Raw genomic sequence first — 20,615 nt, 5'->3', positions numbered from 1 at the left:
GGCGGGTAAAGGGGGCAGTCTGCCCCCTTTGTCGACGCTTCAAACGTTGCGCTCCGTACTTGCCGGACCCACCGGAACCTACTGGCCGACCCGGCCCGGCTGGAGCACCCGCGTGAACAGCACGGTGCCGTCCTGCTCGCGCAGACGGACCGTCAGTTCGCCGCTGCCGCCGTCGATGTCGACCTCGCCGAAGAACTGGTAGCCGTCGGCGGGCGAGACGTTGGCGGTCGTCGGAGCCTTGAGGAACACGCGGTCCGGACCGAAGGTGGCGTCGAGCGTGTTCGCCGGGAAGGCACCGGCGTTGAGCGGACCCGACACGAACTCCCAGAAGGGCTCGAAGTCGGTGAAGGCGGCCTTCGACGGCTGGTAGTGCTGCGCCGAGGTGTAGTGCACGTCGGCCGTCAGCCACACCGTGCCCGTGATCCGCCGGTGCTTGATGAACCGCAGCAGCTCGGCGATCTGCAGCTCGCGGCCCAGCGGCTTGCCGGGGTCGCCCTGCGCGACCGCCTCGATGTTCGGCTTGCCGTCACCGGTGTCCGGGACGACCAGGCCGATCGGCATGTCCGAGGCGATCACCTTCCACACCGCGCGGGAGCGGGACAGCTCGCGTTTGAGCCACTCCAGCTGCTCGCGGCCGAGGATGCCCTGCGCGTCGGTGGGCTGGTCGTCCGGCGAGTTGGCGTTGCGATAGGTGCGCATGTCCAGGACGAAGACGTCCAGCAGCGGGCCGTGGTGCTGCACGCGGTGGACCCGGCCGCTCGGGCGGCGCAGTGTCGAGATCGGGAAGTACTCCGAGAACGCCTGGCGGGCACGGGAGGCGAGCACGTCCACGTTCTTCTCGGTGTACCGGGTGTCGCCGAGGATCTCACCCGGGTACCAGTTGTTGGTGACCTCGTGGTCGTCCCACTGGATGATGGACGGGACCCGGGCGTTGAAGGCGCGCAGGTTCTCGTCCAGGAGGTTGTAGCGGAAGTTGCCGCGGAACTCGGCCAGGGTCTCGGCGACCTTCGCCTTCTCCTCGGTGGTGATGTTCCGCCAGGTCCGCCCGTCGGGCAGGGCCACGGTCTCGGTGAGCGGGCCGTCGGCGTAGATGTTGTCGCCGCTGCAGAGGAAGAAGTCCGGGTCCAGGGCGCCCATCGCCTCGTAGATCCGGTAGCCGCCGAGTTCCGGGTTGATGCCCCAGCCCTGCCCGGCCAGGTCGCCGGACCAGACGAACCGCACACCGTCGCGGCGCTTGGCGGACGCGGTGCGGAAGCTGCCGGTGACCGGCTCGCCGGTGCGGCGCGGGTCGTCCGGGTCGGCGAGCAGCACCCGGTAGTGGATCTGCTCGCCGGACGGCAGTCCGCGCAGCGGGGTCGTGCCGGTGAAGTCCGTGCCCGGGCCCAGCAGCGGGCCGTGCCATCTGCGCGCATTGCGGAACGACTCGGTCACCGATGTCTCGACGATCATCCGGGCGGGCCGGTCGGACCGCACCCACACCAGCCCGGAGTCGCAGGTCACGTCTCCCGCCTGCACGCCCCACCCCGCCTTCGGGCGCCCGGACCGGGCGAAGGCCGGCGCCGCTCCGAGCGCGGTGGGCAGGGACAGGGCCGCCGACGCGGCGAGGGAGCCCCGCAGGACGCTACGGCGCCCGGGGAACGGACGGTGTGACATGGATACGCCTCCAGGGACGGGATCCGGCCAGTGTGCAGAGCCACAACTACTGGCACGCCGCAGCGCACACACGAACCCCAAGTGAACAACTGACCCCATGGGCGGGGGAACCGGCACGCACGGGCGAGCCCGGAGGAGTCACCCGGTGGCCGCCCGCGCCATCAGGCGTACGCCCTCGGCGATCCGGGCGGGCGGCACATGGGCGTAGCCCAGGACGAGCCGCACCTTCTTCGTCTCGGCGCCCCCGGTCCGCGGGTGGGTGCAGGACGACAGCGGGCGGACCGCCACCCCGGCCTCCGCCACGCGCGCGAGGAACCGCTCTTCGGGGCCGTACCGCTCCGGCAGCGTGGCGATCACATGCAGGCCCGCGGCGATCCCGGACACCTCCGAGCCGGGGAAGTGCTCCTCCAGGGCGGCGACCAGCGCGTCACGCCGCTCGCGGTAGGCGCGCTGGCAGCGGCGCAGCTGGCGGTCGTAGTCGCCGCGTTCCAGGAACCGGGCGAACAGGGCCTGGTCGAGGGCCGGGTGGCCGAGGTCCATGGTGCGCTTGCGTTCGACGATCTCCTCCGCCCAGGACTCGGGCACCAGCAGCCAGCCCAGCCGCAGCCCCGGCGCGAGGGACTTGCTGACGGAGCCCGTGTAGGCGACATGGTCCGGGTCCAGGCCCTGGAGCGCGCCGACGGGGGCGCGGTCGTAGCGGAAGTCGCCGTCGTAGTCGTCCTCCAGGACTATGCCGTCCACCTCGCGTGCCCAGTTCAGCAGCCCGGCGCGGCGGTCGGCCGAGTAGGCGATGCCGGTGGGGAACTGGTGGGCCGGAGTCGTCACCACGGCCCGTACGCCCGACGCCCGCAGCGGCTCCAGGACGATCCCGTCGCCGTCCACGGGCAGCGGCACGGCGGTGACCCCGGCCGAGGCGTACAGCGCGTCGTGCTGGGGACTGCCGGGGTCCTCCACTCCGACGGTGCGCACCCCGCGCGCGTGCAGCGCGAAGCCGAGCAGGGTCGTCGCCTGGGCGACCCCGGAGACCACCACGATCCGCTCCGGGTCGGCCACCACGCCCCGCCGCCGGGCGAGCAGTGCGGCCAGCGCGGTGCGCAGCCGGGGCAGCCCGCGCGGATCGGGGTACCCCAGGTCCTGGTGCGGCAGTTCCGCCAGGACGTCGCGCTGCGCGGCGGCCCACGCCGAGCGCGGGAACAGCGACAGGTCCGGCGTGCCGGGCACGAAGTCCGCGCGGGCACCCGGGGAGCGCGGGGCGAGGTCCTGCGCCCGCGGCCGGGCGGCCCGTACGGCCGCGCCCACCCAGGTCCCGGCTCCCCGGCCGCTGCGCAGATAGCCCTCGGCCGTCAGCTGCTCGTACGCCTCCGTGACCAGCCCTCGCGACACCCCCAGGTCCGCCGCGAGATCCCGGCTGGACGGCAGCCGCGTGCCCGGCGCGAGCCGGCCCGAGCGGACCGCCTCGCGCAGCGCCGCCTGGAGGGACCGGCCCCGCGTGCGTGCCGGTGCCGCGGCGGCGGGGAGCAGCAGCTCCCAGGCCGCGGACGCGGCACCGGTGCCCGGGGCGCTCTGCGGTGGCCTCATGAAGCGAGACCTTAGAGGCTCCTCGCCGCGCGCGAGCCTCGGTACGGGTCAGCGGCTGCCGTCGAGGACGACCCTGGCTACCAGGGCCGGGTCGTCGTTCATCGGGACGTGGCCGCAGCCCGGCAGCCGTACCAGCCGGGCCCCGGGGATGACACCCTTGGCCCGCACGCCCTGGCGGGGGATGAGGAGCCGGTCCCGGCTGCCCCAGGCCACGGTGACCGGCGTGCCCACGATGTCGTCGCTGAACTGCACCGTCCTGCCGGAGCGGAGCGTCTCGGAGAACCCCTGCGCCCGGGCCAGGGCCAGCGTCTCGGCGACCACGGCCTCGGGCGCACGGCGGCCCGGGCGGGCGTAGATGGTGCTCGTCAGCAGCGTGCGGCCGATCGCCGGGCGGGCCAGCCGTTCGACGAGGGGCAGGGGCATCCGCTGGGCGATCTGCCGCATCGTCATCAGCACGGCGAAGGCGTAGCGGCGCTCGGCCTCGTTCCAGAATCCGGCGGGGGACAGCGCGGTGACGGAGCGGACGAGCCGGGCCCGGGCCAGGTCCAGGGCCAGCAGACCGCCCAGCGAGTTGCCCGCCACATGCGGCCGTTCGATCTCCAGCGCCTCGCACAGCGCCACGAGGACGGTGTTCATCGTCGGCAGGTCGTGCGCCATACCGTCCGGCAGCGCCGGCGACTCGCCGCACCCGGGCAGGTCCACGGCGATCACATCGCGCTCGGCCGCCAGCGCGGGGATCACCGGGTCCCACACCTGCCGGTGGTGGCCGATGCCGTGCAGCAGGAGCAACGGGTCGCCGCTGCCCCGGCGCGTGTAGGACAGGGTGACGTTCTGCTCGCCGCGCGCGGAGGCGACTTTGAAGGAGACGGTGGCGGACATGGGGTGCTCCTCGGCTGTACTCGCTGACGGACGCTGTAGACAGCTTGTCAGCAATTGCTACCGGCGGGTAGCCCCGAGTCGTCGCCGCCTTCACGGCCCCGGGCCGCTCAACGGGCCCGGCGCAGCTCCAGGTTGAAGTCGGCGTGCCCGAACTTCTGCATCAGGCCGACCCACAGCGGCAGCCACATCTCCACGGCGCGCGCCGCCCGGATGCCACCGAGGTCGAGCACCCGCTCCCGCGGCCAGCCGAACTCCCCGAGCAGGGCCGTCACCTGCTCCTTGGCGCCCGCGTCGTCCCCGCAGACGAAGACGTTGTGTTCGCCCGGAACCAGCCCCGGTTCCACCATCACCCGGCAGTTGACGGTGTTGAGCGTCTTCACCACGCGCGCGTGCGGAAAGGCCCGCTGGATCTGCTCGCCCACGCTGTCCGACTCGGCGGGGGACAGCCGCAGCTCGCCCTCCTCGAACGCCAGCGGGTTGGAGACGTCCACGAGGACCTTCCCGCCGAGGTTCTCCGCCCCCGCCGCCTCCAGCGCGGCCAGGGCCACCCGCCCGCCCACCGCGTTCACCACGACCTCACCGAACGCCGCCGCCTCCGCGAACGTCCCCGCCGCCGCCCCGGCACCCGCGGCCGCGGCCCACTCCAGAGCCACCGGGTTGTCCCTCGTACGCGAGCCGAGCCGCACCTCGTGCCCCAGTTCCACCAGCCGGCCGCCGAGGGTGCGCCCGACGTCGCCCGTGCCCAGAACCGCGTACCGCATCGCCACCTCCGGGAACCCCGCCGGCGATCACCGGCGTCCTGTCGCCCATTCTGTCCGGGAAGGTGTGATTCCGCCTGGACAGGGCCGTACCGGTCGGCTGGGATGGAGCCGTGACCACCGAGACCGCGACCGACCTCTTCGAAGCGCACCGCCCCGTCCTGCTGGGCGTCGCCTACCGCATGCTGGGCCGCGTGGCCGACGCGGAGGACGTGGTCCAGGAGGCCTGGCTGCGGTGGTCGGGCAGCGACCGCGGTGACGTGCGCGAACCGCGCGGCTACCTCGTACGGATCACGACCCGCCTCGCCATCGACCGGCTGCGCCAGATCAAGTCGCGCGGGGAGACGTATGTGGGCCCATGGCTGCCCGAGCCGTACGTCACCGACTTCGGCGACACCGTGCCGGACACCGCCGAGCGTGCCGTGCTCGCCGACTCCGTCTCCCTCGCCGTCCTCGTCGTGCTGGAGTCGCTGTCGCCGCTGGAGCGCGCCGTGTTCGTGCTGCGCGAGGCCTTCGGCTTCCCGTACGCCGACATCGCCGCCATGCTCGACCGCGGCGAACCGGCGGTGCGCCAGCTGGCCGGACGGGCCCGCAAGCACGTCGAGGAGCGCCGGCCCCGCTACGAGGTCGACCCCGCCCAGCGCCGCGACCTCACCGAACGGTTCCTCGCCGCGGCGGCCGACGGCGACCTCGAAGGGCTGATGGCGCTGCTCGCCCCGGACGTCCGTCTCGTCGGCGACAGCGGCGGCAAGGCGCGGGCGCCGCTGCGGGTCCTCCGGACGGCGGACAAGGTGGGCCGCTTCCTCGTCGGCGCCGCGCGGAAGGGCGACGTCCCGGACTTCTCCGTGCGTTTCCTGGAGCTCAACGGCGGCCCGGCCATGCTGGTCCTGTCCGGCGACAAGCCCGACTCCGTCTTCCAGCTCGACGTCGCCGACGGGCGGGTCCAAGCGGTCTACATCGTGCGCAACCCCGACAAGCTCCGGTCGCTGGCCGCCGAGTAGCCGCCGCACCCGTGGCCCCCGCAGGCCTCGCGCGAACGCCCCGTGAACGTTCCCGGCCATTGGTCTTGACCAAGTATCAGGGCCGTCCTATGGTCGCAGAGAAGTGAAACAACCTTTAAAAAACAAGGGCGCTAAAACGCTGCCGACCACGGCGATCGCGGAGGACAGGGTGGGGACCACGCAGCTGGAATCGGTGCCGGAACCGAAGTACTGGCATCTCAAGACCGTGCTCAGTGAAGCGCTCGACTCGGAATTCTCGGTGGGGGAGATCCTGCCCAACGAGCGGGACCTCGCGGCCCGCTTCGGCGTCGCCCGCGCCACGCTCCGCCAGGCCTTGGAGCAGCTCGAACTGGAAGGCAGGCTGCAGCGCCGCCGAGGTGTCGGTACGACCGTGGCGCCGCCGCGCATGGGCGTCTCCCTCGGTACGGGCCCGCACACCTGGCCCGGTGGCTCCGAGGACGCCTGGCAGCCCGTCGACTGCGTGGCGGCGGTGCCGTCGGCGGCTGTCGCCGAGGCGCTGGGCACCGGGCGTGACGAGGCCGTCCATGTCGTGCGCCGCTCCCGTGTCTCGAACGGCCGGCCGGTGGCCGCCGAACTGCTCCACATTCCGCGGTCGTCGGTGCCCGAGCTCTCCGGTATCGACGCTCCGTCCGGAGCGGCGCGCGCGCGTGCGGTGCTGCGGGAGTTGCAGCGGCTGGAGCTGGGGCGGCAGGAGAACGCGGTGGAGCTCGGCTCTGCCGGCGCCGATGATGCGAAGGAGCTGGATCGGCTGCCGGGGGCGCCCGTCCTTGTCGTCACGACTCGTTTTGTGTCCGAGGGGCGTACGGCTGCGCTTTCGGTCGCGACGTATCGCGCTGACACGTGCCGGTTGACCTTCGGTGATTCGGGTGGGGTGGAGATTCATGACGGGCCTGAGCAGCGGGCGTCCTGAACCTTTGCGCCGTGGGGGTGTGGTGAGCCGGGGGCTGCGGGTTCGTTGTGGTTGCTCGCGCCCACGCGGCGAAGCCGCATATCGACACAGTCCCGCGCCCCTAAAAAAGCGGGCCTTGTTCCACCGCGAAAAGTTGTTCCTCCACATGGTCAAGGGCCAGGCGTAGCGCGCCGGTCGCCACTGCCGCGTCTCCGAGGCGGGAGAGGGTGACCTGAGGGGGGCGGAGGCAGTAGCGGGACAGTTCCTGGCGGAGGGGGTCCAGGACGCCGTCCAGGCCCGCTGCCCAGCCGCCGATGACGACCAGTTCCGGGTCCAGGGCGAGGACGAGGGCCGCCACGTCGTGGACCAGGCGCTGGATGAAGCGGTCGACGGCCGCGCGGGCCCGCTGGTCGCCCTCGCGGGCCTGCCCGAAGACCTCGGCGACCGCCTGCTCGTCGAGCGGGTGCAGGGGTTCGTCGGTGGTGGAGAGCAGGGTCTCCGGAGTGACCTCCCGGCCCAGCAGATGCAGTGCGCCGATCTCGCCGGCCGCCCCGCCGTAGCCCCGGTGCAGCCGCCCCCGATCAGCGAACCGGCGCCCGGGCTGAGCCCCGCGAGCACGAACACCACGTCGTCCGACTCGGTGGCCGCGCCCTTCCAGTGCTCGGCGACGGCAGCCGTGTTGGCGTCGTTCTCGACCAGGACCGGGCACTTGAAGGACCGGCTCAGCCGCTCGCCCAGCCGCAGCCCCGTCCACCCCGGCAGCGCGGTGCCCAGCCGCACCGTGCCGTCCGCCTCGACGATCCCGGGCGTCGCCACGCCCACGGCCCGCAGCGAGCCCCGTGCGACACCGGCCCGCCGCAGCAGCTCGGCGACCGCCCCGCGCAGCCGCTCCAGCCGCTCGTCGGCCCCCGCCGTCTCGGCCACGTCCTTGGCCTGGGAGCCGATCACCCGGCCGTCCAGATCGGCCAGCAGCGCGGCCACTCGGTGTGGTCCGATCTCCAGCCCCAGCAGATGCCCGGCCTCCGCCCGGAACCGGAACCGCCGCGCCGGGCGCCCCTGCCGCCGGGCGGCACCCTCCTCGGCCGCCTTCTCGACGACGAGCCCGGCCTCGATGAGCCCCTCGACGACGCCCTCGACGGTCGGCCGGGACAGCCCCGTCACCCGGGTGATCTCGGTCAGTGTCGCGCAGTCCGTGGCACGCAGCGCGTGCAGCACCACCGCGGAGTTGATCCTTCGCAGCAGCGAGGGATCCCCGCCGGTCAGCCGCCCCACCGTCCGTCCTCCCAGGTCGCGCGCGTGTTGGCCGGATCGTACTCGGCGTGGCGCGCTCCGGCGAGGGTCCGGCACCGGCCCTCACCGATCAGCCCGGCGCCACGAACCCCGACTCGTACGCGGCGATCACCGCCTGGGTCCGATCCCGCGCTCCCAGCTTGGCCAGCACCGCGCTGACGTGCGACTTCACGGTCTCCGTCCCGACGACCAGCCGGGCGGCGATCTCCGCGTTGGACAACCCCCGCGCCATCAGCCGCAGCACCTCGGCCTCGCGCTCGGTGAGCTGGGCCCGCTCCATCACGGCCCGCGCCGCGCGGTTCCCGCCGTCGTCGCCGTACTCGGCGGCGAGCCGGCGCACCGAGGCAGGGAAGAGCAGCGACTCGCCCTCGGCGATCAGCCTGACCGCGTGCACGATCTCGGCCGGCCTGGCCCGCTTGAGCAGAAAACCGTCGGCCCCGGCCCGCAGCGCCTCGTACACGTACTCGTCGTTCTCGAAGGTCGTCACCACCAGGATCCGCGGCGGTTCGTCGACCGTCCGCAACAGCGCCCGGGTGGCCTCGATACCGTCCAGCAGCGGCATCCGCACATCCATGGCGACCACGTCGGGCCGCAGCTGCCGCACGAGCGGGATCACCGCCGCCCCGTCCGCGGCCTCCCCGACGACCTCGATGTCGGGCTGTGCCTCCAGCACGGCCCGCAGTCCCGCGCGTACGAGGGGTTCGTCGTCGACGAGGAGAACGGTGACCGGCATCCGGTCAGCGTAGATCAACTCAACGGCAGTTCGACATGGACCTGCCAGTCGCCTTCGTCGGGGCCGGTCCTGGCCCGTCCGCCGAGCAGGGCGGCGCGCTCCCGTATGCCGCGCAGGCCGCTGCCGCGTCCGGGGCCGGGTACCGGCGCCGCCAGCGGGTTGCGTATCTCGAGGGCGAGGGTGTCGCCGGCGGCACGGACGCGGACCCGCACCGGCACCGCACCCGCGTGCCGCAGCACATTGGTCAGAGACTCCTGGAGGATCCGGTAGCCCTCCCGGGACACCGGCCCGGGCACGGTGTCCACGGGGCCGGTCACTTCGGCGTCGACCTTCGCGCCGGAGGCGCGCGCGGACTCCAGCAGACGGTCGGCGTCCACGAGGGTCGGCCTGCCGTTCACCGGCTTCCCCGATGCGCGCAGGATCCCGAGCACGCGCTCCAGGTCCTCCAGGGCGGCCCGGCCTGCCTCCTCGATGGCGCCCAGGGCCCGGTCGGTGAAGGCGGGATCGCCCGCCGCGCGCGCGGCCCCCGCCTGCACGACGGCGACCGTCAGCGCGTGTCCGATGGAGTCGTGCAACTCGCGGGCGATACGCGTGCGTTCCAGGAGCTGTTCGGTGCGTTCCTCGAGCGCGGTGAGCCGCTCGGCGGGTGAAGGGCCGAGGAGCCGCACGGCGAGCACGGTGACGAGGTGGCCCGACCACACCACGATCACGCCGAGCAGGAGCACCGGCACGGGTGCGAGCAGGGCGTGCCACCAGGAGTGGCCCTCGACGGCTATGAACCCGTCAGTGGCGGGCCCGTGACGGAGCCCCGTCGTCAGCAGGTCGACGCCGAGGAGGGGCAACTGGACGGAGGCCTGGGCCATGATCCAGCCGAGGCACAGCCGCGCCTCCAGCCACACCACCGTCCGCCCGCGGTCGGCCCACGTGACCGACGGGGTGGTCACGATCTCCGCGCGCTCGCCGTCCTGCCCATGGCCGGTCAGCAGCAGTCTGGCCTGGAACCCCTCCACGACCCGCGTGACGGGCACGAGGCCCGCGAGCCCGAGCAGGGCCGCGGCCGTGGCCTGGGTCCACCACGCCTCCGCGATGAACAGCCACATCGACGGCCACACGATGGTCATCACCATGTGCAGCCAACGCGTGTACGTCACCGCCCGTGTGAACGGGCGCAGCATGCGGACCATTGCGTCATCGTGCCAGCCGCCACTGACGACGAACCTCCCCCGCACGGGGGAGACGATCTCCACCACCGGGGGAGGCCCGCGCCCCGGACGAAGAGTCACGCTGCTGCCATGACCAGCATCGACGTCCAGAACCTCACCAAGGAGTTCGGCACCCGGCGTGCCGTGGACGACCTCACGTTCCGCGTGCTGCCCGGCCGTGTCACCGGCTTCCTCGGTCCCAACGGCGCGGGCAAGTCCACCACCATGCGGCTGGTGCTCGGCCTCGACCGGCCCACCGCCGGTTCGGCGGCCATCGGCGGCCGTGCCTACCCGGCCCTGCGCGAACCCCTGCGCCACGTGGGCGCCCTGCTCGACGCGCACGCCGCGCACGGCTCCCGTACCGCCCGCGACCATCTCCGTGTCCTTGCGGCGAGCAACCGCATACCGGACCGGCGCGTCGACGAGGTACTGGAGGAGACCGGCCTGGCGTCGGTGGCCCGGCGCCGGGTACGGACGTACTCCCTGGGCATGCGGCAGCGACTCGGCATCGCCGCCGCCCTGCTGGGAGACCCCGAGGTGGTCATGCTCGACGAGCCGTCCAACGGTCTCGATCCCGAAGGCATCGTGTGGATCAGGCAGTTGCTGCGCCGGCTCGCGGGGGAGGGCCGCACGGTCCTCGTCTCCAGCCATCTCATGAACGAGACCGCGTCCTTCGCCGACCACCTCGTCGTCCTCGGCCGGGGCCGGCTGCTGGCCGACACCCCGATGCGGGACTTCATCCACGCACGCGTGCAGCCGTGCGTCCGGATCCGCACGAGCGATCCCGCCGCCCTGCGGAGCGCCCTGGCCCGGCACGGTCACGAGGCCGAGGAGCACGCGGACGGCCACTGGACCGTGCACCACGCACACGTGGACGACATCGGTCGCATCGCCTCCGCCGCGGGTGTACCGGTCCTGGAACTCGCGGCCGAGGAGGGCACCTTGGAGCAGGCCTACTTCGACCTCACGTCCGCCGAGACCGAGTTCACCGCACAGCCCCAGGAGGCCTGAACCATGGAACTCACACCCGTACTCCGCTCCGAATGGCTGAAGATCCGCACGCTCCGCTCGCTGCCGGGAGCCCTGCTGGCGCTCTTCGCCGCGACCACGGCGTTCTCCGCGATCGCCGGTGTCTCCGATACGTCGGACCCCGGGTTCGACCCGTTGTTCACGGCCTTGTCAGGTGTCGTACCGGGCCAGATCGCGGCCATCGCCTTCGGCGCCATGGCCGTGTCGGCGGAGTTCCACCCGGGGGCGCTCCGGCTCTCGCTGGCCGCGGTTCCCCAGCGCGGCCGGTGGTTCGCGGCCAAGGCGGCCGTCATCGCCGTACCGGCCCTGCTGGTGGGGCTGGTGGCGGCTCTCGCCGCTCTCCTCGTGGCGCGGGCGGGGCTCGGGCCGGCAGCCGACGGTCTCGGGGCCGGCGAGCAGGTGCGCGCCGTCGTGGGCTGCGGCGTCTATCTCATGCTGATGGCCCTGTTCGCCGCCGGGCTGGCCGCCCTGCTGCGCAGTGGTGTGGCCACCCTGTCGCTGTTGATCCCGTTCATCCTCGTCGTGGGGTTCGTGATCAGCGACGCGACGGGCACCGTCGCCGACTTCCTGCCCGACAAGGCGGGGCAGGTGGTCCTGAGGGAGACCTACGACGGCGCCCTCGGTCCGTGGTCGGGGCTCGCGGTGACCGCCCTCTGGACGGCCGCCGTGCTGCTGGCGGGAGCGTGGAGCGTGCGCCGCCGGGACGCCTGACCGGCAAGGGGTTGATGCCGCGCCAAGTGTCAGTGGGTGCGGGTTTACTGGACCCATGAACATCGCACGGCACATCGCCCTCGTCGACGAGCTGTGCTACCGCCCCTTTCCGGCGGAGCACGGCCCGTCGGACGTCGGCACGTCAGGGCCCGGCTACCACGTCGCGGTGTTAGAGAGCGGGCCCTACGGCGATCCGGCGACCCGGGCGGTGACGGTCGACCAGTTCGAGAAGGACCGGGACGCCGTCTACGAGCTTCTCGCCTCGCGCTGGGGGGACACGCCTGCGTACAACCTGCAGACCGTCCTGCTGCGAACCGAGCACGAGGAAATACCCCGGCCGTGGGCCGACCTCGGCGCATGCGCCGGTGTGGCCTACCTCTGGGAGGTGGAGGGCTCCGGCCGCTGGGTCGCCGTCGCGGTCGCCGACCGCGACGGCGCACAGGAAGCGCACCTGCTGGCCCTGGTCACGGAGGCGGACCCGCCGTAGGGGGTCAGCTCCCGGCGGCTTCCCGCAGCCGTGCGAACTCCTCCGCCATGGTCTCGGCCGTCCAGTGCGCGTTCAGCCCGCTCGGGTTGGGCAGCACCCACACGCGCGTGTTCCCGAACGTCCGCGACTGCGGCCCGACCTGAGCCTTCCGGTCGTCGAACGCGGCGCGGTACGCGGTCACACCCACCACCGCCAGCCAGCCCGGCCGCAGCCGCTGCGCCTTCAGGGTGAGCAGCCGCCCGCCCTCCCGGTACTCCTCGGCGCTCAGCTCGTCGGCCCGGGCGGTCGGCCGCTCCACTACGTTGGTGATGCCGAGCCCGTACGACAGCAACTCCCGCTGTTCGGAAGGCTTCAGCTGCCGGGGCGTGAAGCCCGACCGGTGCATTACCGGCCAGAAGCGGTTGCCCGGGCGGGCGAAGTGATGGCCCGTCGCGGCCGTCATCAGACCGGGGTTGATCCCGCAGAACAGCACCCGCAGACCGTCCGCGACCACGTCGGGCACGACACGGTCGCGGGCGGCCTCCAGCTCCTCGGGCGTGAAGCGCGCCATGCGGCGCGTCAGAGAATCGCGCCGGGCGTGTAGCCCGCGGCCCGGGGGTGCTGCTTCACGATCTCCTCGACCCGGGCGACCACGGTGGCGACCTGGTCGCCCGCGGCACCCGTGAAGGACAGCTTGTCGGCCATCAGCGCGTCGAGCTGGGCGCGGTCGAGCGGAATGCGCGCGTCGGCGGCGAGCTTGTCGAGCAGCTCGTTGCGCTCGGCGCCCTGCTCGCGCATCGCCAGCGCGGAGGCGACGGCGTTCTCCTTGATCGCCTCGTGCGCGAGCTCCCGGCCCACGCCCGCGCGCACGGCGCCCATCAGCACCTTGGTGGTGGCGAGGAACGGCAGGTACCGGTCCAGCTCCCGGGCCACGACCGCCGGGAACGCGCCGAACTCGTCGAGCACCGTCAGGAACGTCTCCAGCAGACCGTCCAGCGCGAAGAACGCGTCCGGCAGCGCGACCCGGCGCACCACCGAGCAGGACACGTCGCCCTCGTTCCACTGGTCGCCCGCCAGCTCGCCTGTCATCGAGGCGTAGCCGCGCAGGATCACCATCAGGCCGTTGACACGCTCGCAGGAGCGGGTGTTCATCTTGTGCGGCATCGCCGAGGAGCCGACCTGGCCCGGCTTGAAGCCCTCGGTGACCAACTCGTGCCCGGCCATCAGCCGGACCGTCTTCGCCAGCGACGACGGCGCCGCCGCCAGCTGCACCAGCGTCGTGACGACCTCGTAGTCCAGGGAGCGCGGATAGACCTGGCCGACCGACGTGAACGCCTGCGAGAAGCCCAGGTGGGTGGCGATCCGCTGTTCCAGCTCCGCGAGCTTCGCGGCGTCCCCGCCCAGCAGGTCCAGCATGTCCTGCGCGGTGCCGACCGGGCCCTTGATGCCGCGCAGCGGGTAGCGGCCCAGCAGCTCCTCGACGCGGCCGTAGGCCACGAGCAGTTCGTCGGTGGCGGTCGCGAAGCGCTTGCCGAGGGTGGTGGCCTGCGCCGCGACGTTGTGCGAGCGGCCGGCCATGACCAGCTCGCCGTACTCGCCGGCCAGCTTGCCCAGACGCGCCAGGACGGCGACCGTGCGGTCGCGCATCAGCTCCAGCGAGAGCCGGACCTGCAGCTGCTCGACGTTCTCGGTGAGGTCACGGGAGGTCATGCCCTTGTGCACGTGCTCGTGCCCGGCGAGGTCGTTGAACTCCTCGATCCGCGCCTTCACGTCGTGCCGTGTGACCTTCTCGCGTTCGGCGATGGAGGCCAGGTCGACGGTGTCGAGGACACGCTCGTAGTCGGCGAGCGCCGCGTCCGGCACCTCGATCCCGAGGTCCTTCTGGGCGCGCAGCACGGCGAGCCAGAGCTGCCGCTCCAGCTTCACCTTGTGCTCGGGGGACCAGAGCGTGGCGAGCTCGGCGGAGGCGTACCGTCCGGCGAGGACGTTCGGGATGCGGGGCTTGGCGGGAGCGGAAGTCACGTGGACGGATTCTACTGGCGATTCGTGCAGGCCAGCGCACCGGCCCTTTCGTCGGAACCTACGAGAACCTACGAGAACCTGCGAGAACCTGCCTACGAGAGGCGCTCGGCGGCCTCGGCCGGCACTCCGCGTGGCACCGCTCCGGCGCACACCAGCAGGCCGGCGTCCTGCCGCGCAGCTCGGGCACCAGTACGAGCAGATCCGGCCGCTCCCGCGGGTACGCCCGGTATTCCGCCATGACCTCGGCGCGCGTGCCGTCCCGCTTCCTCGTCGGGGTGTCGCAGGCGAAGGGGTTGTACAGCGGGTGCCGGGGCACGTCCCAGCCTCCGAGGGTCCAGCGGCGGCCGACGTAGACCACGTCCGCGGGCGCGTACTCCAGCCGGGGGCCGAAGTCGTGCAGCCGGCCCTTCAGGTTGATCACCCGCGTGTCCATGAGCGCCTACAGCTCGTAGGGCAGCAGCTCCGGGCGCTTGGGCGGGAGGCCGTCGCCCGAGGAGCGGCCCGTCAGACGGCGGCCTATCCAGGGCAGCAGGTACTGCCGGGCGAACCGCACGTCCGCCGAGCGGCGCATGACCCAGCCCGGGGGCAGCGTCGTCGGCATCGGCGTGCGCCACTCGGTGTCCTCGGGCTCGTAGCCGAGCGTCTGCCACACGGCCTCGGCGACCCGGCGGTGGCCCTCGGCCGTCAGGTGCAGCCGGTCCACGTCCCACAGCCGGGGGTCACCGAGCGAGGGGGCGCCGTAGAGGTCGACGACGAGCGCGCCGTGCCGGACGGCGAGCTCGTCGACGCAGGCGAACAACTCCTCCATGCGCGGCCGGAACCGCTCCAGGACGGGACCACGGCGGCCCGGGCTGCGCATCAGCACGAGCTGCTTGCACGCCGGGGCCAGCCGCTCCACGGCCTCCTCCAGGAGGGCGCGCACCCGGCCCATGTCGCACTTGGGCCGCAGTGTGTCGTTGAGCCCGCCGACCAGGGTGATCACATCGGGCTCCATGGCCGCCGCCACGGCCACCTGCTCGTCGACGATCTGCTGGATCAGCTTGCCGCGCACCGCGAGATTGGCGTAGCGGAAGCCGGGTGTGCCGGCCGCCATCCGTGCGGCGAGCAGGTCGGCCCAGCCGCGGTAGGTACCGTCGGGCAGCAGGTCCGACATGCCCTCGGTGAAGGAGTCGCCGACCGCGACGAGGCTGCTGTGGGTGGGATTCGTGTGCATGGCGACGGAAATGATATCCCGTGCACATACCCAGCAGTCGGTCGGCCGGTGAGAGCCCCCTCACGTGCGCTGGCCGAACAGCTCCCGCAGTACGTCTTCCATGGTCACGAGGCCGGCCAGCCGCCCGTCCTCACCGAGGACCGCCGCGAGATGCGTACGGCTGCCGCGCATCGCGGTGAGGACGTCGTCCAGCGGTGTGTGCTCCCGCACGCGTGCGATGGGCCGCATGTCCCGCAGCCGGAACGGCACCTCGCGCCCGACGGCGTCCAGGGCGTCCTTCACATGCAGATAGCCGACGATCCGCCGTCCCTCGTCCACCACCGGGAAGCGGGAGAAACCGGATTCCGCCGTCAGCTGCTCCAGCTCGTCCGGGGTGACGCCCACGCTCGCGTACACCACCCTCTCCAGCGGCAGCACCACGTCGCGCACCGGGCGGCGGCCCAGTTCCAGTGCGTCGTGCAGCCGCTCCTGGGCGCGGTCGTCGATGAGGCCGGCCTCGCTGGAGTCCTTCACGATCTGCGCTATCTGGGCGTCCGAGTAGGAGGCGGCGACTTCCTCCCGGGCCTCTACGCGCAGCAGCTTCAGGAGGGTGTTGGCGAAGGCGTTGATCGTGAAGATCACCGGGCGCAGTGCCCGGGACAGCGCCACCAGGGGCGGGCCGAGCGCCAGCGCGCTGCGCACCGGCTCGGCGAGCGCGATGTTCTTCGGCACCATCTCGCCGAGCAGCATGTGCAGATACGTGGCCAGGGACAGCGCGATCACGAAGGACACCGCGTGCCCCGCGCCCTCGGGCAGGCCCACCGCGTGGAACACCGGCTCCAGCAGGTGCGCGATCGCCGGCTCGGCCACCACACCCAGCACCAGCGTGCACAGCGTGATGCCGAGCTGCGCGGCCGCCATCAGCGCCGACACGTGCTCCAGGCCCCACAGCACGCTCTTGGCGCGCCGGTCGCCCCGGTCGGCGTGGGGCTCGATCTGGCTGCGGCGCACCGAGATCAGCGCGAACTCGGCGCCGACGAAGAAGGCGTTGACGACGAGCGTCGCCAGACCGATGAGCAGTTGTACCGCGGTCACAGCTCCGCTCCTTTCTCGTCCTTCTCGTCGGGCTTCTCGTCGTCGAGCGGCGCCCGCAGCCGGACGCGCGCCGCCCGGCGGCCCGCCGCGTCCAGGACCTCCATCCGCCAGCCGGCGACCTCGAGGGTGTCACCGACGGCCGGTATCCGGCCCAGCACCGTCGCCACCAGACCGGCGAGTGTCTCGTACGGCCCCTCCGGCGCCCGCAGTCCGATCCGCTCCAGGTGGTCCACGCGCGCGGAGCCGTCGGCCGAGTACAGGGCGTGGCCGGCCTCGTCCGTGCCGGCCGCGGCGAGGTCCGGCAGCTCGTGCGGGTCGTGCTCGTCGCGTACCTCGCCGACGACCTCCTCGACGATGTCCTCCAGGGTGGCCACGCCCGCCGTGCCGCCGTACTCGTCGATCACGACGGCCATCGTGCGCTTGCCGGAGAGCCGGTCCAGGAGCCGGTCGACGGTGAGGGTCTCCGGGACCAGCAGCGGTTCGCGCATCAGCTCGGAGACGTAGATCCGGGTCCGGCGCTCGGCCGGTACCGCCAGTACGTCCTTGACGTGCGCGGTCCCGACGACCGAGTCGAGGGTGCCGCGGTAGACGGGGAACCGCGACAGCCCGGTCGCCCGGGTCGCGTTCGCCACGTCCTCCAGGGTCGCCTGCACCTCCAGGGCGACGACCTGCACCCGGGGCGTCATCACGTTCTCCGCGGTCAGGTCGGCGAGGTTCAGCGTCCGCACGAACAGCTCGGCGGTGTCGGCCTCCAGCGCGCCTTCCTTGGCCGAGTGACGGGCCAGCGCCGCCAGCTCCTGCGGCCCGCGCGCCGAGGCCAGCTCCTCGGCCGGCTCCACTCCGATCCGGCGCACCACCCGGTTCGCCGTGTTGTTGAGGTGGGTGATGAAGGGCCGGAACGCGGCGCTGAACCAGCGCTGGGCGTTGCCCACGGTCTTGGCGACGGTCAGCGGCGAGGAGATCGCCCAGTTCTTCGGCACCAGCTCGCCGACGACCATCAGGAACACCGTGGAAGCGGCCGTGCCGAGCACCAGCGCGAGGCTGTGCGACGCCGACCGCGAGACACCGGCGTCCTCCAGCGGCCCGGCGATCAGCGCGGCGATCGACGGCTCGGCGAGCATGCCGACGACCAGGTTGGTGACGGTGATGCCGAGCTGCGCCCCGGACAGCTGGAACGTCAGGCTCCGTACGGCCTTCAGCGCGCCCTGCGCGCCCCGCTCGCCGCGCTCCACCGCCCGCTCCAGCTCGGCGCGCTCCACCGTGGTGAGGGAGAACTCGGCTGCCACGAAGGCGCCGCAGGCGAGCGAGAGCAGGATCGCCGCCAGGAGGAGGAGCACTTCGGTCATCGGTTCACCCCCGTTCCATGGTTCTCCAGGACGGGGCGGAACGCGCGGTGTCGCGCACTGGGAGGCACGCCCATGGGCGGACGCTCACAACCTTTCATGCAGAACCGAGTGGCCATCCAAGGGTAAAGGATGGGCAAAGTCCTTCCGCCGGAGTGCTCAGGGCGAGTCGGCGGGGACGGGTGCGAGCCGGTAGGCCCCCTCGTGGGCGACGACGTTACCGGCGGTCGGTGGCGCGAAGTGGGTGCCCAGGAGAAGGGTGTCCGTGCCGGCGAGCGAGTCGAGCAGCCCGCGGCGCGTGGCCTCGGACTGTCCCGGGTCGATGTCGACGCAGGCGCCGACGCCCGGGTGGGCGAGCTGGACGGGGTGGTGGACGCAGTCGCCGGTGATCAGTGCCGTCCGTCCGCGACTGGTCAGTTCGACGGCGAGGTGGCCGGGGGTGTGTCCCGGGGTCGGGATCAGGCGCAGGCCCGGGACGGCTTCGACGCCCTCGGCGGGGACGTCGACGAGGTCGAGCCGTCCCGCCTCCTCCACCGGGATCACGGAGTCGCGGAACATCTGCGCGCGTGCCTCGTCCATGGCGTACCCGGCCCAGAACTCCCGCTCCACACGGGAGGTCAGATAGCGGGCGTGGGGGAAGGTGGGTACCCATGCGCCGTTCACCTCCCGGGTGTTCCAGCCGACGTGGTCGGCGTGCAGGTGGGTGAGGATCACCAAGTCCACCGAGTCCGGGGGGAAACCGGCGGCGGTGAGGCGCCGCAGGTAGTCGGTGTCGAGGTCGTGCCAGGCGGGATCGGCCCGCTGCTTGCCGTTGCCGATGCCGGTGTCCACCAGGACGCGCAGCCCGCCTGCGGTGAACGCGAAGCTGTGGCTGTCCAGGCGCAGGACGCCCTCGCCGTCCGCGAAGTGGGGGCGCAGCCAGTCCTGTCCCGCGACGACGTCCGGAGTGGCGTCGGGCAGCAGCCACGGTCCGGTGGCGGGAGGCAGCAGGACCTCGTCGATGCGGTGGACGGTGAGGTCGCCCACGGTCCAGGTGGCCATCGGTCTCTCCTAGGGATGACTAAAGCAATCTGTTTGCGTTAGTGGACTGTAGGTCCTACAGTCCACTAACGCAAACGGTTAGCCTTTGTTGCGAAAGGGAGTCCATGGCCCGCACCGAACTCACACCCCCGGAAGCGGCCCGCTGGGCCCACCGCGCCGGGCTCGTCCTGCCGGCCGACCGCCACGCCGCCGTCGCGGCCACCGCCGACCACATCCACTCCGTCGTCGCCGTCCTCCGCGAGCTGGACTTCGGCGACACCCCGCCCGCTGCCGCCTACCGTGCGGCACAGGAGGCCCACGATGCAGCCGTGTGAACTGACCCTCAGCGCCGCCGCCGACGCGATCCGGGCGCGGAAGCTGTCCCCCGTCGAGCTGGCGGACTCCGTGCTGGAGCGCGTCGAAGAGGTCGAGCCGCGGCTCGGGGCCTATGTCACCGTCATCGCCGAGCATGCCCGCCGGGCCGCGCGCCAGGCCGAGAAGGACATCGCCGCCGGCCGGCACCGCGGTCCGCTGCACGGCATCCCGATGGGCCTGAAGGACCTGATCGACGCCGCCGGAACGGCGACGTCGGCCAGCTCCCGGGTCCGGGCCGGCCATCGCGCGCACGCCGACAGCACCGTCGCCGCACGCCTGTCGGCGGCCGGAGCCGTCCTGGTCGGCAAGACCCACACCCACGAGTTCGCCTACGGGCTGACCACCCCGCAGACCAGCAACGCCTGGGACCGCGAGCGGGTCGCCGGCGGCTCCAGCGGCGGATCGGCGGTCGCCGTCGCCGCGGGCGCCGCCACCTTCGCCCTGGGTACCGACACCGGCGGATCCATCCGGGTGCCCGCCGCGCTCAACGGGGTCGTCGGCCTCAAGCCGACCTACGGCCTCGTCCCGCGCCACGGCGTCACCTCGCTGTCCTGGTCCCTGGATCACGTCGGCCCGATCACCCGCACCGTCGAGGACGCGGGCCTGGTCCTCGACGCCCTGGCCGGTCACGACCCCCGCGACCCCGCCTCCCTGGCCACACCCCCGGTGGAGCACCGGCCGGCCGAGGGCACCGACCTGACCGGACTGCGGATCGGCGTGCCGCGGACCTGGTACTTCGACCACGTCGACCCGGAGGTGGAAGCCGCCGTCCGGAGCGCGATCGACCGGCTCCAGAGCCTCGGTGCCCGGCTCGTCGGCGTCGAGATCCCCATGACCCGCTACATCCAGGCCACCCAGTGGGGGCTGATGGTGCCCGAGGCCACCGCCTACCACGAGAGCACCCTGCGCACGGTCCCCGAGCTGTACCAGGCCGACGTCCGCATCCTCCTGGAGGCCGGCGAACTGATGCCCGCCGGGGACTACTTGCGGGCCCAGCGCTCCCGCACCCTCATGCGGCAGGAGTGGGCGAGCATGCTGCGCGAGGTCGACCTGATCGCCGCCCCCACCCTCCCCGCGACCGCGGTCCGGGCCGGCCAGGAGACGATCACCTGGTCCGACGGCACCGTCGAGGGTGTCTCGGACGCCTATGTGCGGCTCTCCGCCCCCGCCAACATCACCGGCGTGCCGTCCCTGTCCGTACCGGTCGGCCACGACACCGAGGGCCTGCCGATCGGCATGCAGCTCCTCGGCCGGCCGCTGGGGGAGCGGCAGCTCCTGCGGGTCGGCCACGCCTACGAACAGACCCGGCCCGCCCGCGAGCTCGCGTCGGCGGCCTGAATGAGCACCACCCCAGACGC

Annotated in this window: 20 protein-coding genes and 1 pseudogene; 7 read left to right on the top strand and 14 right to left on the bottom strand. The window is 72.7% G+C overall.

Annotation, left to right across the window (positions count from 1 at the left end; translation table 11 throughout):
• Positions 1–78: 78 nt before the first annotated feature.
• The 4 genes from ACQEV8_RS06985 to ACQEV8_RS06970 all read right to left on the bottom strand — a co-directional run bounded on the left by ACQEV8_RS06985 (position 79) and on the right by ACQEV8_RS06970 (position 4,871).
• The gene (locus ACQEV8_RS06985; protein ID WP_432958247.1) at positions 79–1,653 is read right to left on the bottom strand and encodes an alkaline phosphatase D family protein; all 1,575 of its coding nucleotides are present in this window, start codon (positions 1,651–1,653) and stop codon (positions 79–81) included.
• Between the two features lie 138 nt (positions 1,654–1,791).
• Positions 1,792–3,231, bottom strand: a complete 1,440-nt coding sequence (locus ACQEV8_RS06980; protein WP_432958246.1) for a PLP-dependent aminotransferase family protein — start codon at positions 3,229–3,231, stop codon at positions 1,792–1,794.
• A gap of 48 nt (positions 3,232–3,279) precedes the next feature.
• Positions 3,280–4,110: an alpha/beta fold hydrolase gene (locus ACQEV8_RS06975; RefSeq protein ID WP_432958244.1), complete on the bottom strand. Its 831-nt coding sequence runs from the start codon at positions 4,108–4,110 to the stop codon at positions 3,280–3,282.
• Positions 4,111–4,217: 107 nt separating this feature from the next.
• Entirely contained in the window at positions 4,218–4,871 is a 654-nt protein-coding gene (locus ACQEV8_RS06970; RefSeq protein ID WP_432958242.1) for an NADPH-dependent F420 reductase, read from the bottom strand.
• 110 nt (positions 4,872–4,981) lie between these two features.
• Here ACQEV8_RS06970 and sigJ point away from each other — a divergent pair, with 110 nt between their 5' ends.
• Both sigJ and ACQEV8_RS06960 read left to right on the top strand, forming a co-directional pair.
• Positions 4,982–5,869 (top strand): RNA polymerase sigma factor SigJ, encoded by an 888-nt coding sequence (gene sigJ / locus ACQEV8_RS06965; protein WP_432958240.1) that lies wholly within the window; start codon positions 4,982–4,984, stop codon positions 5,867–5,869.
• A gap of 169 nt (positions 5,870–6,038) precedes the next feature.
• Positions 6,039–6,800 (top strand): GntR family transcriptional regulator, encoded by a 762-nt coding sequence (locus ACQEV8_RS06960; RefSeq protein WP_432958238.1) that lies wholly within the window; start codon positions 6,039–6,041, stop codon positions 6,798–6,800.
• A 100-nt stretch (positions 6,801–6,900) separates the two neighbouring features.
• Here ACQEV8_RS06960 and ACQEV8_RS06955 read toward each other — a convergent pair.
• The 3 genes and pseudogenes from ACQEV8_RS06955 to ACQEV8_RS06945 all read right to left on the bottom strand — a co-directional run bounded on the left by ACQEV8_RS06955 (position 6,901) and on the right by ACQEV8_RS06945 (position 9,986).
• Positions 6,901–8,051, bottom strand: a pseudogene (locus ACQEV8_RS06955) (ROK family transcriptional regulator).
• An 88-nt stretch (positions 8,052–8,139) separates the two neighbouring features.
• Positions 8,140–8,802: a response regulator gene (locus tag ACQEV8_RS06950; RefSeq protein WP_193482153.1), complete on the bottom strand. Its 663-nt coding sequence runs from the start codon at positions 8,800–8,802 to the stop codon at positions 8,140–8,142.
• Between the two features lie 14 nt (positions 8,803–8,816).
• Positions 8,817–9,986, bottom strand: a complete 1,170-nt coding sequence (locus ACQEV8_RS06945; protein WP_432972499.1) for a sensor histidine kinase — start codon at positions 9,984–9,986, stop codon at positions 8,817–8,819.
• A gap of 108 nt (positions 9,987–10,094) precedes the next feature.
• On the opposite strand from ACQEV8_RS06945, the gene ACQEV8_RS06940 reads away from it, so the two are divergent.
• From ACQEV8_RS06940 to ACQEV8_RS06930, 3 genes are read left to right on the top strand one after another with little or no spacing between them, the layout of a single operon-like run.
• Complete coding sequence (locus ACQEV8_RS06940; RefSeq protein ID WP_432958236.1) at positions 10,095–11,015, top strand: ABC transporter ATP-binding protein; 921 nt, start codon at positions 10,095–10,097, stop codon at positions 11,013–11,015.
• A 3-nt stretch (positions 11,016–11,018) separates the two neighbouring features.
• Complete coding sequence (locus ACQEV8_RS06935; protein ID WP_432958235.1) at positions 11,019–11,744, top strand: ABC transporter permease; 726 nt, start codon at positions 11,019–11,021, stop codon at positions 11,742–11,744.
• Between the two features lie 55 nt (positions 11,745–11,799).
• Complete coding sequence (locus tag ACQEV8_RS06930) at positions 11,800–12,231, top strand: hypothetical protein (protein ID WP_432958233.1); 432 nt, start codon at positions 11,800–11,802, stop codon at positions 12,229–12,231.
• A 4-nt stretch (positions 12,232–12,235) separates the two neighbouring features.
• Here ACQEV8_RS06930 and mug read toward each other — a convergent pair whose 3' ends face one another.
• The 7 genes from mug to ACQEV8_RS06895 all read right to left on the bottom strand — a co-directional run bounded on the left by mug (position 12,236) and on the right by ACQEV8_RS06895 (position 18,903).
• Positions 12,236–12,781 carry a G/U mismatch-specific DNA glycosylase gene (mug, locus tag ACQEV8_RS06925; RefSeq protein ID WP_432958231.1) on the bottom strand — a complete coding sequence of 182 codons (546 nt, stop codon included), beginning with the start codon at positions 12,779–12,781 and terminating at the stop codon, positions 12,236–12,238.
• 8 nt (positions 12,782–12,789) lie between these two features.
• On the bottom strand, positions 12,790–14,232 hold the full coding sequence (gene purB, locus ACQEV8_RS06920) for an adenylosuccinate lyase (RefSeq protein WP_432958229.1): 1,443 nt from the start codon (positions 14,230–14,232) through the stop codon (positions 12,790–12,792).
• A gap of 58 nt (positions 14,233–14,290) precedes the next feature.
• Positions 14,291–14,665 (bottom strand): DUF4326 domain-containing protein, encoded by a 375-nt coding sequence (locus tag ACQEV8_RS06915; protein ID WP_432958228.1) that lies wholly within the window; start codon positions 14,663–14,665, stop codon positions 14,291–14,293.
• Between the two features lie 6 nt (positions 14,666–14,671).
• Positions 14,672–15,445 (bottom strand): SGNH/GDSL hydrolase family protein, encoded by a 774-nt coding sequence (locus ACQEV8_RS06910; RefSeq protein WP_432958226.1) that lies wholly within the window; start codon positions 15,443–15,445, stop codon positions 14,672–14,674.
• Between the two features lie 60 nt (positions 15,446–15,505).
• Positions 15,506–16,519 carry a hemolysin family protein gene (locus ACQEV8_RS06905; protein ID WP_432958225.1) on the bottom strand — a complete coding sequence of 338 codons (1,014 nt, stop codon included), beginning with the start codon at positions 16,517–16,519 and terminating at the stop codon, positions 15,506–15,508.
• On the bottom strand, positions 16,516–17,865 hold the full coding sequence (locus tag ACQEV8_RS06900; RefSeq protein WP_432958223.1) for a hemolysin family protein: 1,350 nt from the start codon (positions 17,863–17,865) through the stop codon (positions 16,516–16,518). Before ACQEV8_RS06900 ends, ACQEV8_RS06905 begins: the two co-directional genes overlap by 4 nt.
• 156 nt (positions 17,866–18,021) lie before the next feature.
• On the bottom strand, positions 18,022–18,903 hold the full coding sequence (locus tag ACQEV8_RS06895) for an MBL fold metallo-hydrolase (RefSeq protein WP_432958221.1): 882 nt from the start codon (positions 18,901–18,903) through the stop codon (positions 18,022–18,024).
• A 104-nt stretch (positions 18,904–19,007) separates the two neighbouring features.
• On the opposite strand from ACQEV8_RS06895, the gene ACQEV8_RS06890 reads away from it, so the two are divergent.
• Together ACQEV8_RS06890 and ACQEV8_RS06885 are read left to right on the top strand one after the other, a co-directional pair.
• Entirely contained in the window at positions 19,008–19,217 is a 210-nt protein-coding gene (locus ACQEV8_RS06890) for a hypothetical protein (protein WP_432958220.1), read from the top strand.
• Entirely contained in the window at positions 19,204–20,595 is a 1,392-nt protein-coding gene (locus tag ACQEV8_RS06885) for an amidase (RefSeq protein WP_432958219.1), read from the top strand. Before ACQEV8_RS06890 ends, ACQEV8_RS06885 begins: the two co-directional genes overlap by 14 nt.
• The last annotated feature ends 20 nt before the right edge of the window (positions 20,596–20,615 follow it).

This window comes from Streptomyces sp. CA-179760 (genome assembly GCF_050937045.1).
Taxonomy (GTDB): Bacteria; Actinomycetota; Actinomycetes; order Streptomycetales; family Streptomycetaceae; genus Streptomyces.
This window is presented reverse-complemented; position numbering and strand designations above follow the sequence as displayed.

What these genes read in the sequence shown, in the direction of transcription:
- ACQEV8_RS06950 (WP_193482153.1), bottom strand. Translation starts at nt 8,802, where the DNA reads ATGCCGGTCACCGTTCTCCTCGTCGACGACGAACCCCTCGTACGCGCG.
- ACQEV8_RS06940 (WP_432958236.1), top strand. Translation starts at nt 10,095, where the DNA reads ATGACCAGCATCGACGTCCAGAACCTCACCAAGGAGTTCGGCACCCGG.
- mug (WP_432958231.1), bottom strand. Translation starts at nt 12,781, where the DNA reads ATGGCGCGCTTCACGCCCGAGGAGCTGGAGGCCGCCCGCGACCGTGTC.
- ACQEV8_RS06935 (WP_432958235.1), top strand. Translation starts at nt 11,019, where the DNA reads ATGGAACTCACACCCGTACTCCGCTCCGAATGGCTGAAGATCCGCACG.
- ACQEV8_RS06900 (WP_432958223.1), bottom strand. Translation starts at nt 17,865, where the DNA reads ATGACCGAAGTGCTCCTCCTCCTGGCGGCGATCCTGCTCTCGCTCGCC.
- ACQEV8_RS06885 (WP_432958219.1), top strand. Translation starts at nt 19,204, where the DNA reads ATGCAGCCGTGTGAACTGACCCTCAGCGCCGCCGCCGACGCGATCCGG.
- ACQEV8_RS06985 (WP_432958247.1), bottom strand. Translation starts at nt 1,653, where the DNA reads ATGTCACACCGTCCGTTCCCCGGGCGCCGTAGCGTCCTGCGGGGCTCC.
- ACQEV8_RS06975 (WP_432958244.1), bottom strand. Translation starts at nt 4,110, where the DNA reads ATGTCCGCCACCGTCTCCTTCAAAGTCGCCTCCGCGCGCGGCGAGCAG.
- ACQEV8_RS06915 (WP_432958228.1), bottom strand. Translation starts at nt 14,665, where the DNA reads ATGGACACGCGGGTGATCAACCTGAAGGGCCGGCTGCACGACTTCGGC.
- ACQEV8_RS06890 (WP_432958220.1), top strand. Translation starts at nt 19,008, where the DNA reads ATGGCCCGCACCGAACTCACACCCCCGGAAGCGGCCCGCTGGGCCCAC.
- ACQEV8_RS06970 (WP_432958242.1), bottom strand. Translation starts at nt 4,871, where the DNA reads ATGCGGTACGCGGTTCTGGGCACGGGCGACGTCGGGCGCACCCTCGGC.
- ACQEV8_RS06930 (WP_432958233.1), top strand. Translation starts at nt 11,800, where the DNA reads ATGAACATCGCACGGCACATCGCCCTCGTCGACGAGCTGTGCTACCGC.
- ACQEV8_RS06910 (WP_432958226.1), bottom strand. Translation starts at nt 15,445, where the DNA reads ATGCACACGAATCCCACCCACAGCAGCCTCGTCGCGGTCGGCGACTCC.
- ACQEV8_RS06980 (WP_432958246.1), bottom strand. Translation starts at nt 3,231, where the DNA reads ATGAGGCCACCGCAGAGCGCCCCGGGCACCGGTGCCGCGTCCGCGGCC.
- ACQEV8_RS06945 (WP_432972499.1), bottom strand. Translation starts at nt 9,986, where the DNA reads ATGGTCCGCATGCTGCGCCCGTTCACACGGGCGGTGACGTACACGCGT.
- ACQEV8_RS06895 (WP_432958221.1), bottom strand. Translation starts at nt 18,903, where the DNA reads ATGGCCACCTGGACCGTGGGCGACCTCACCGTCCACCGCATCGACGAG.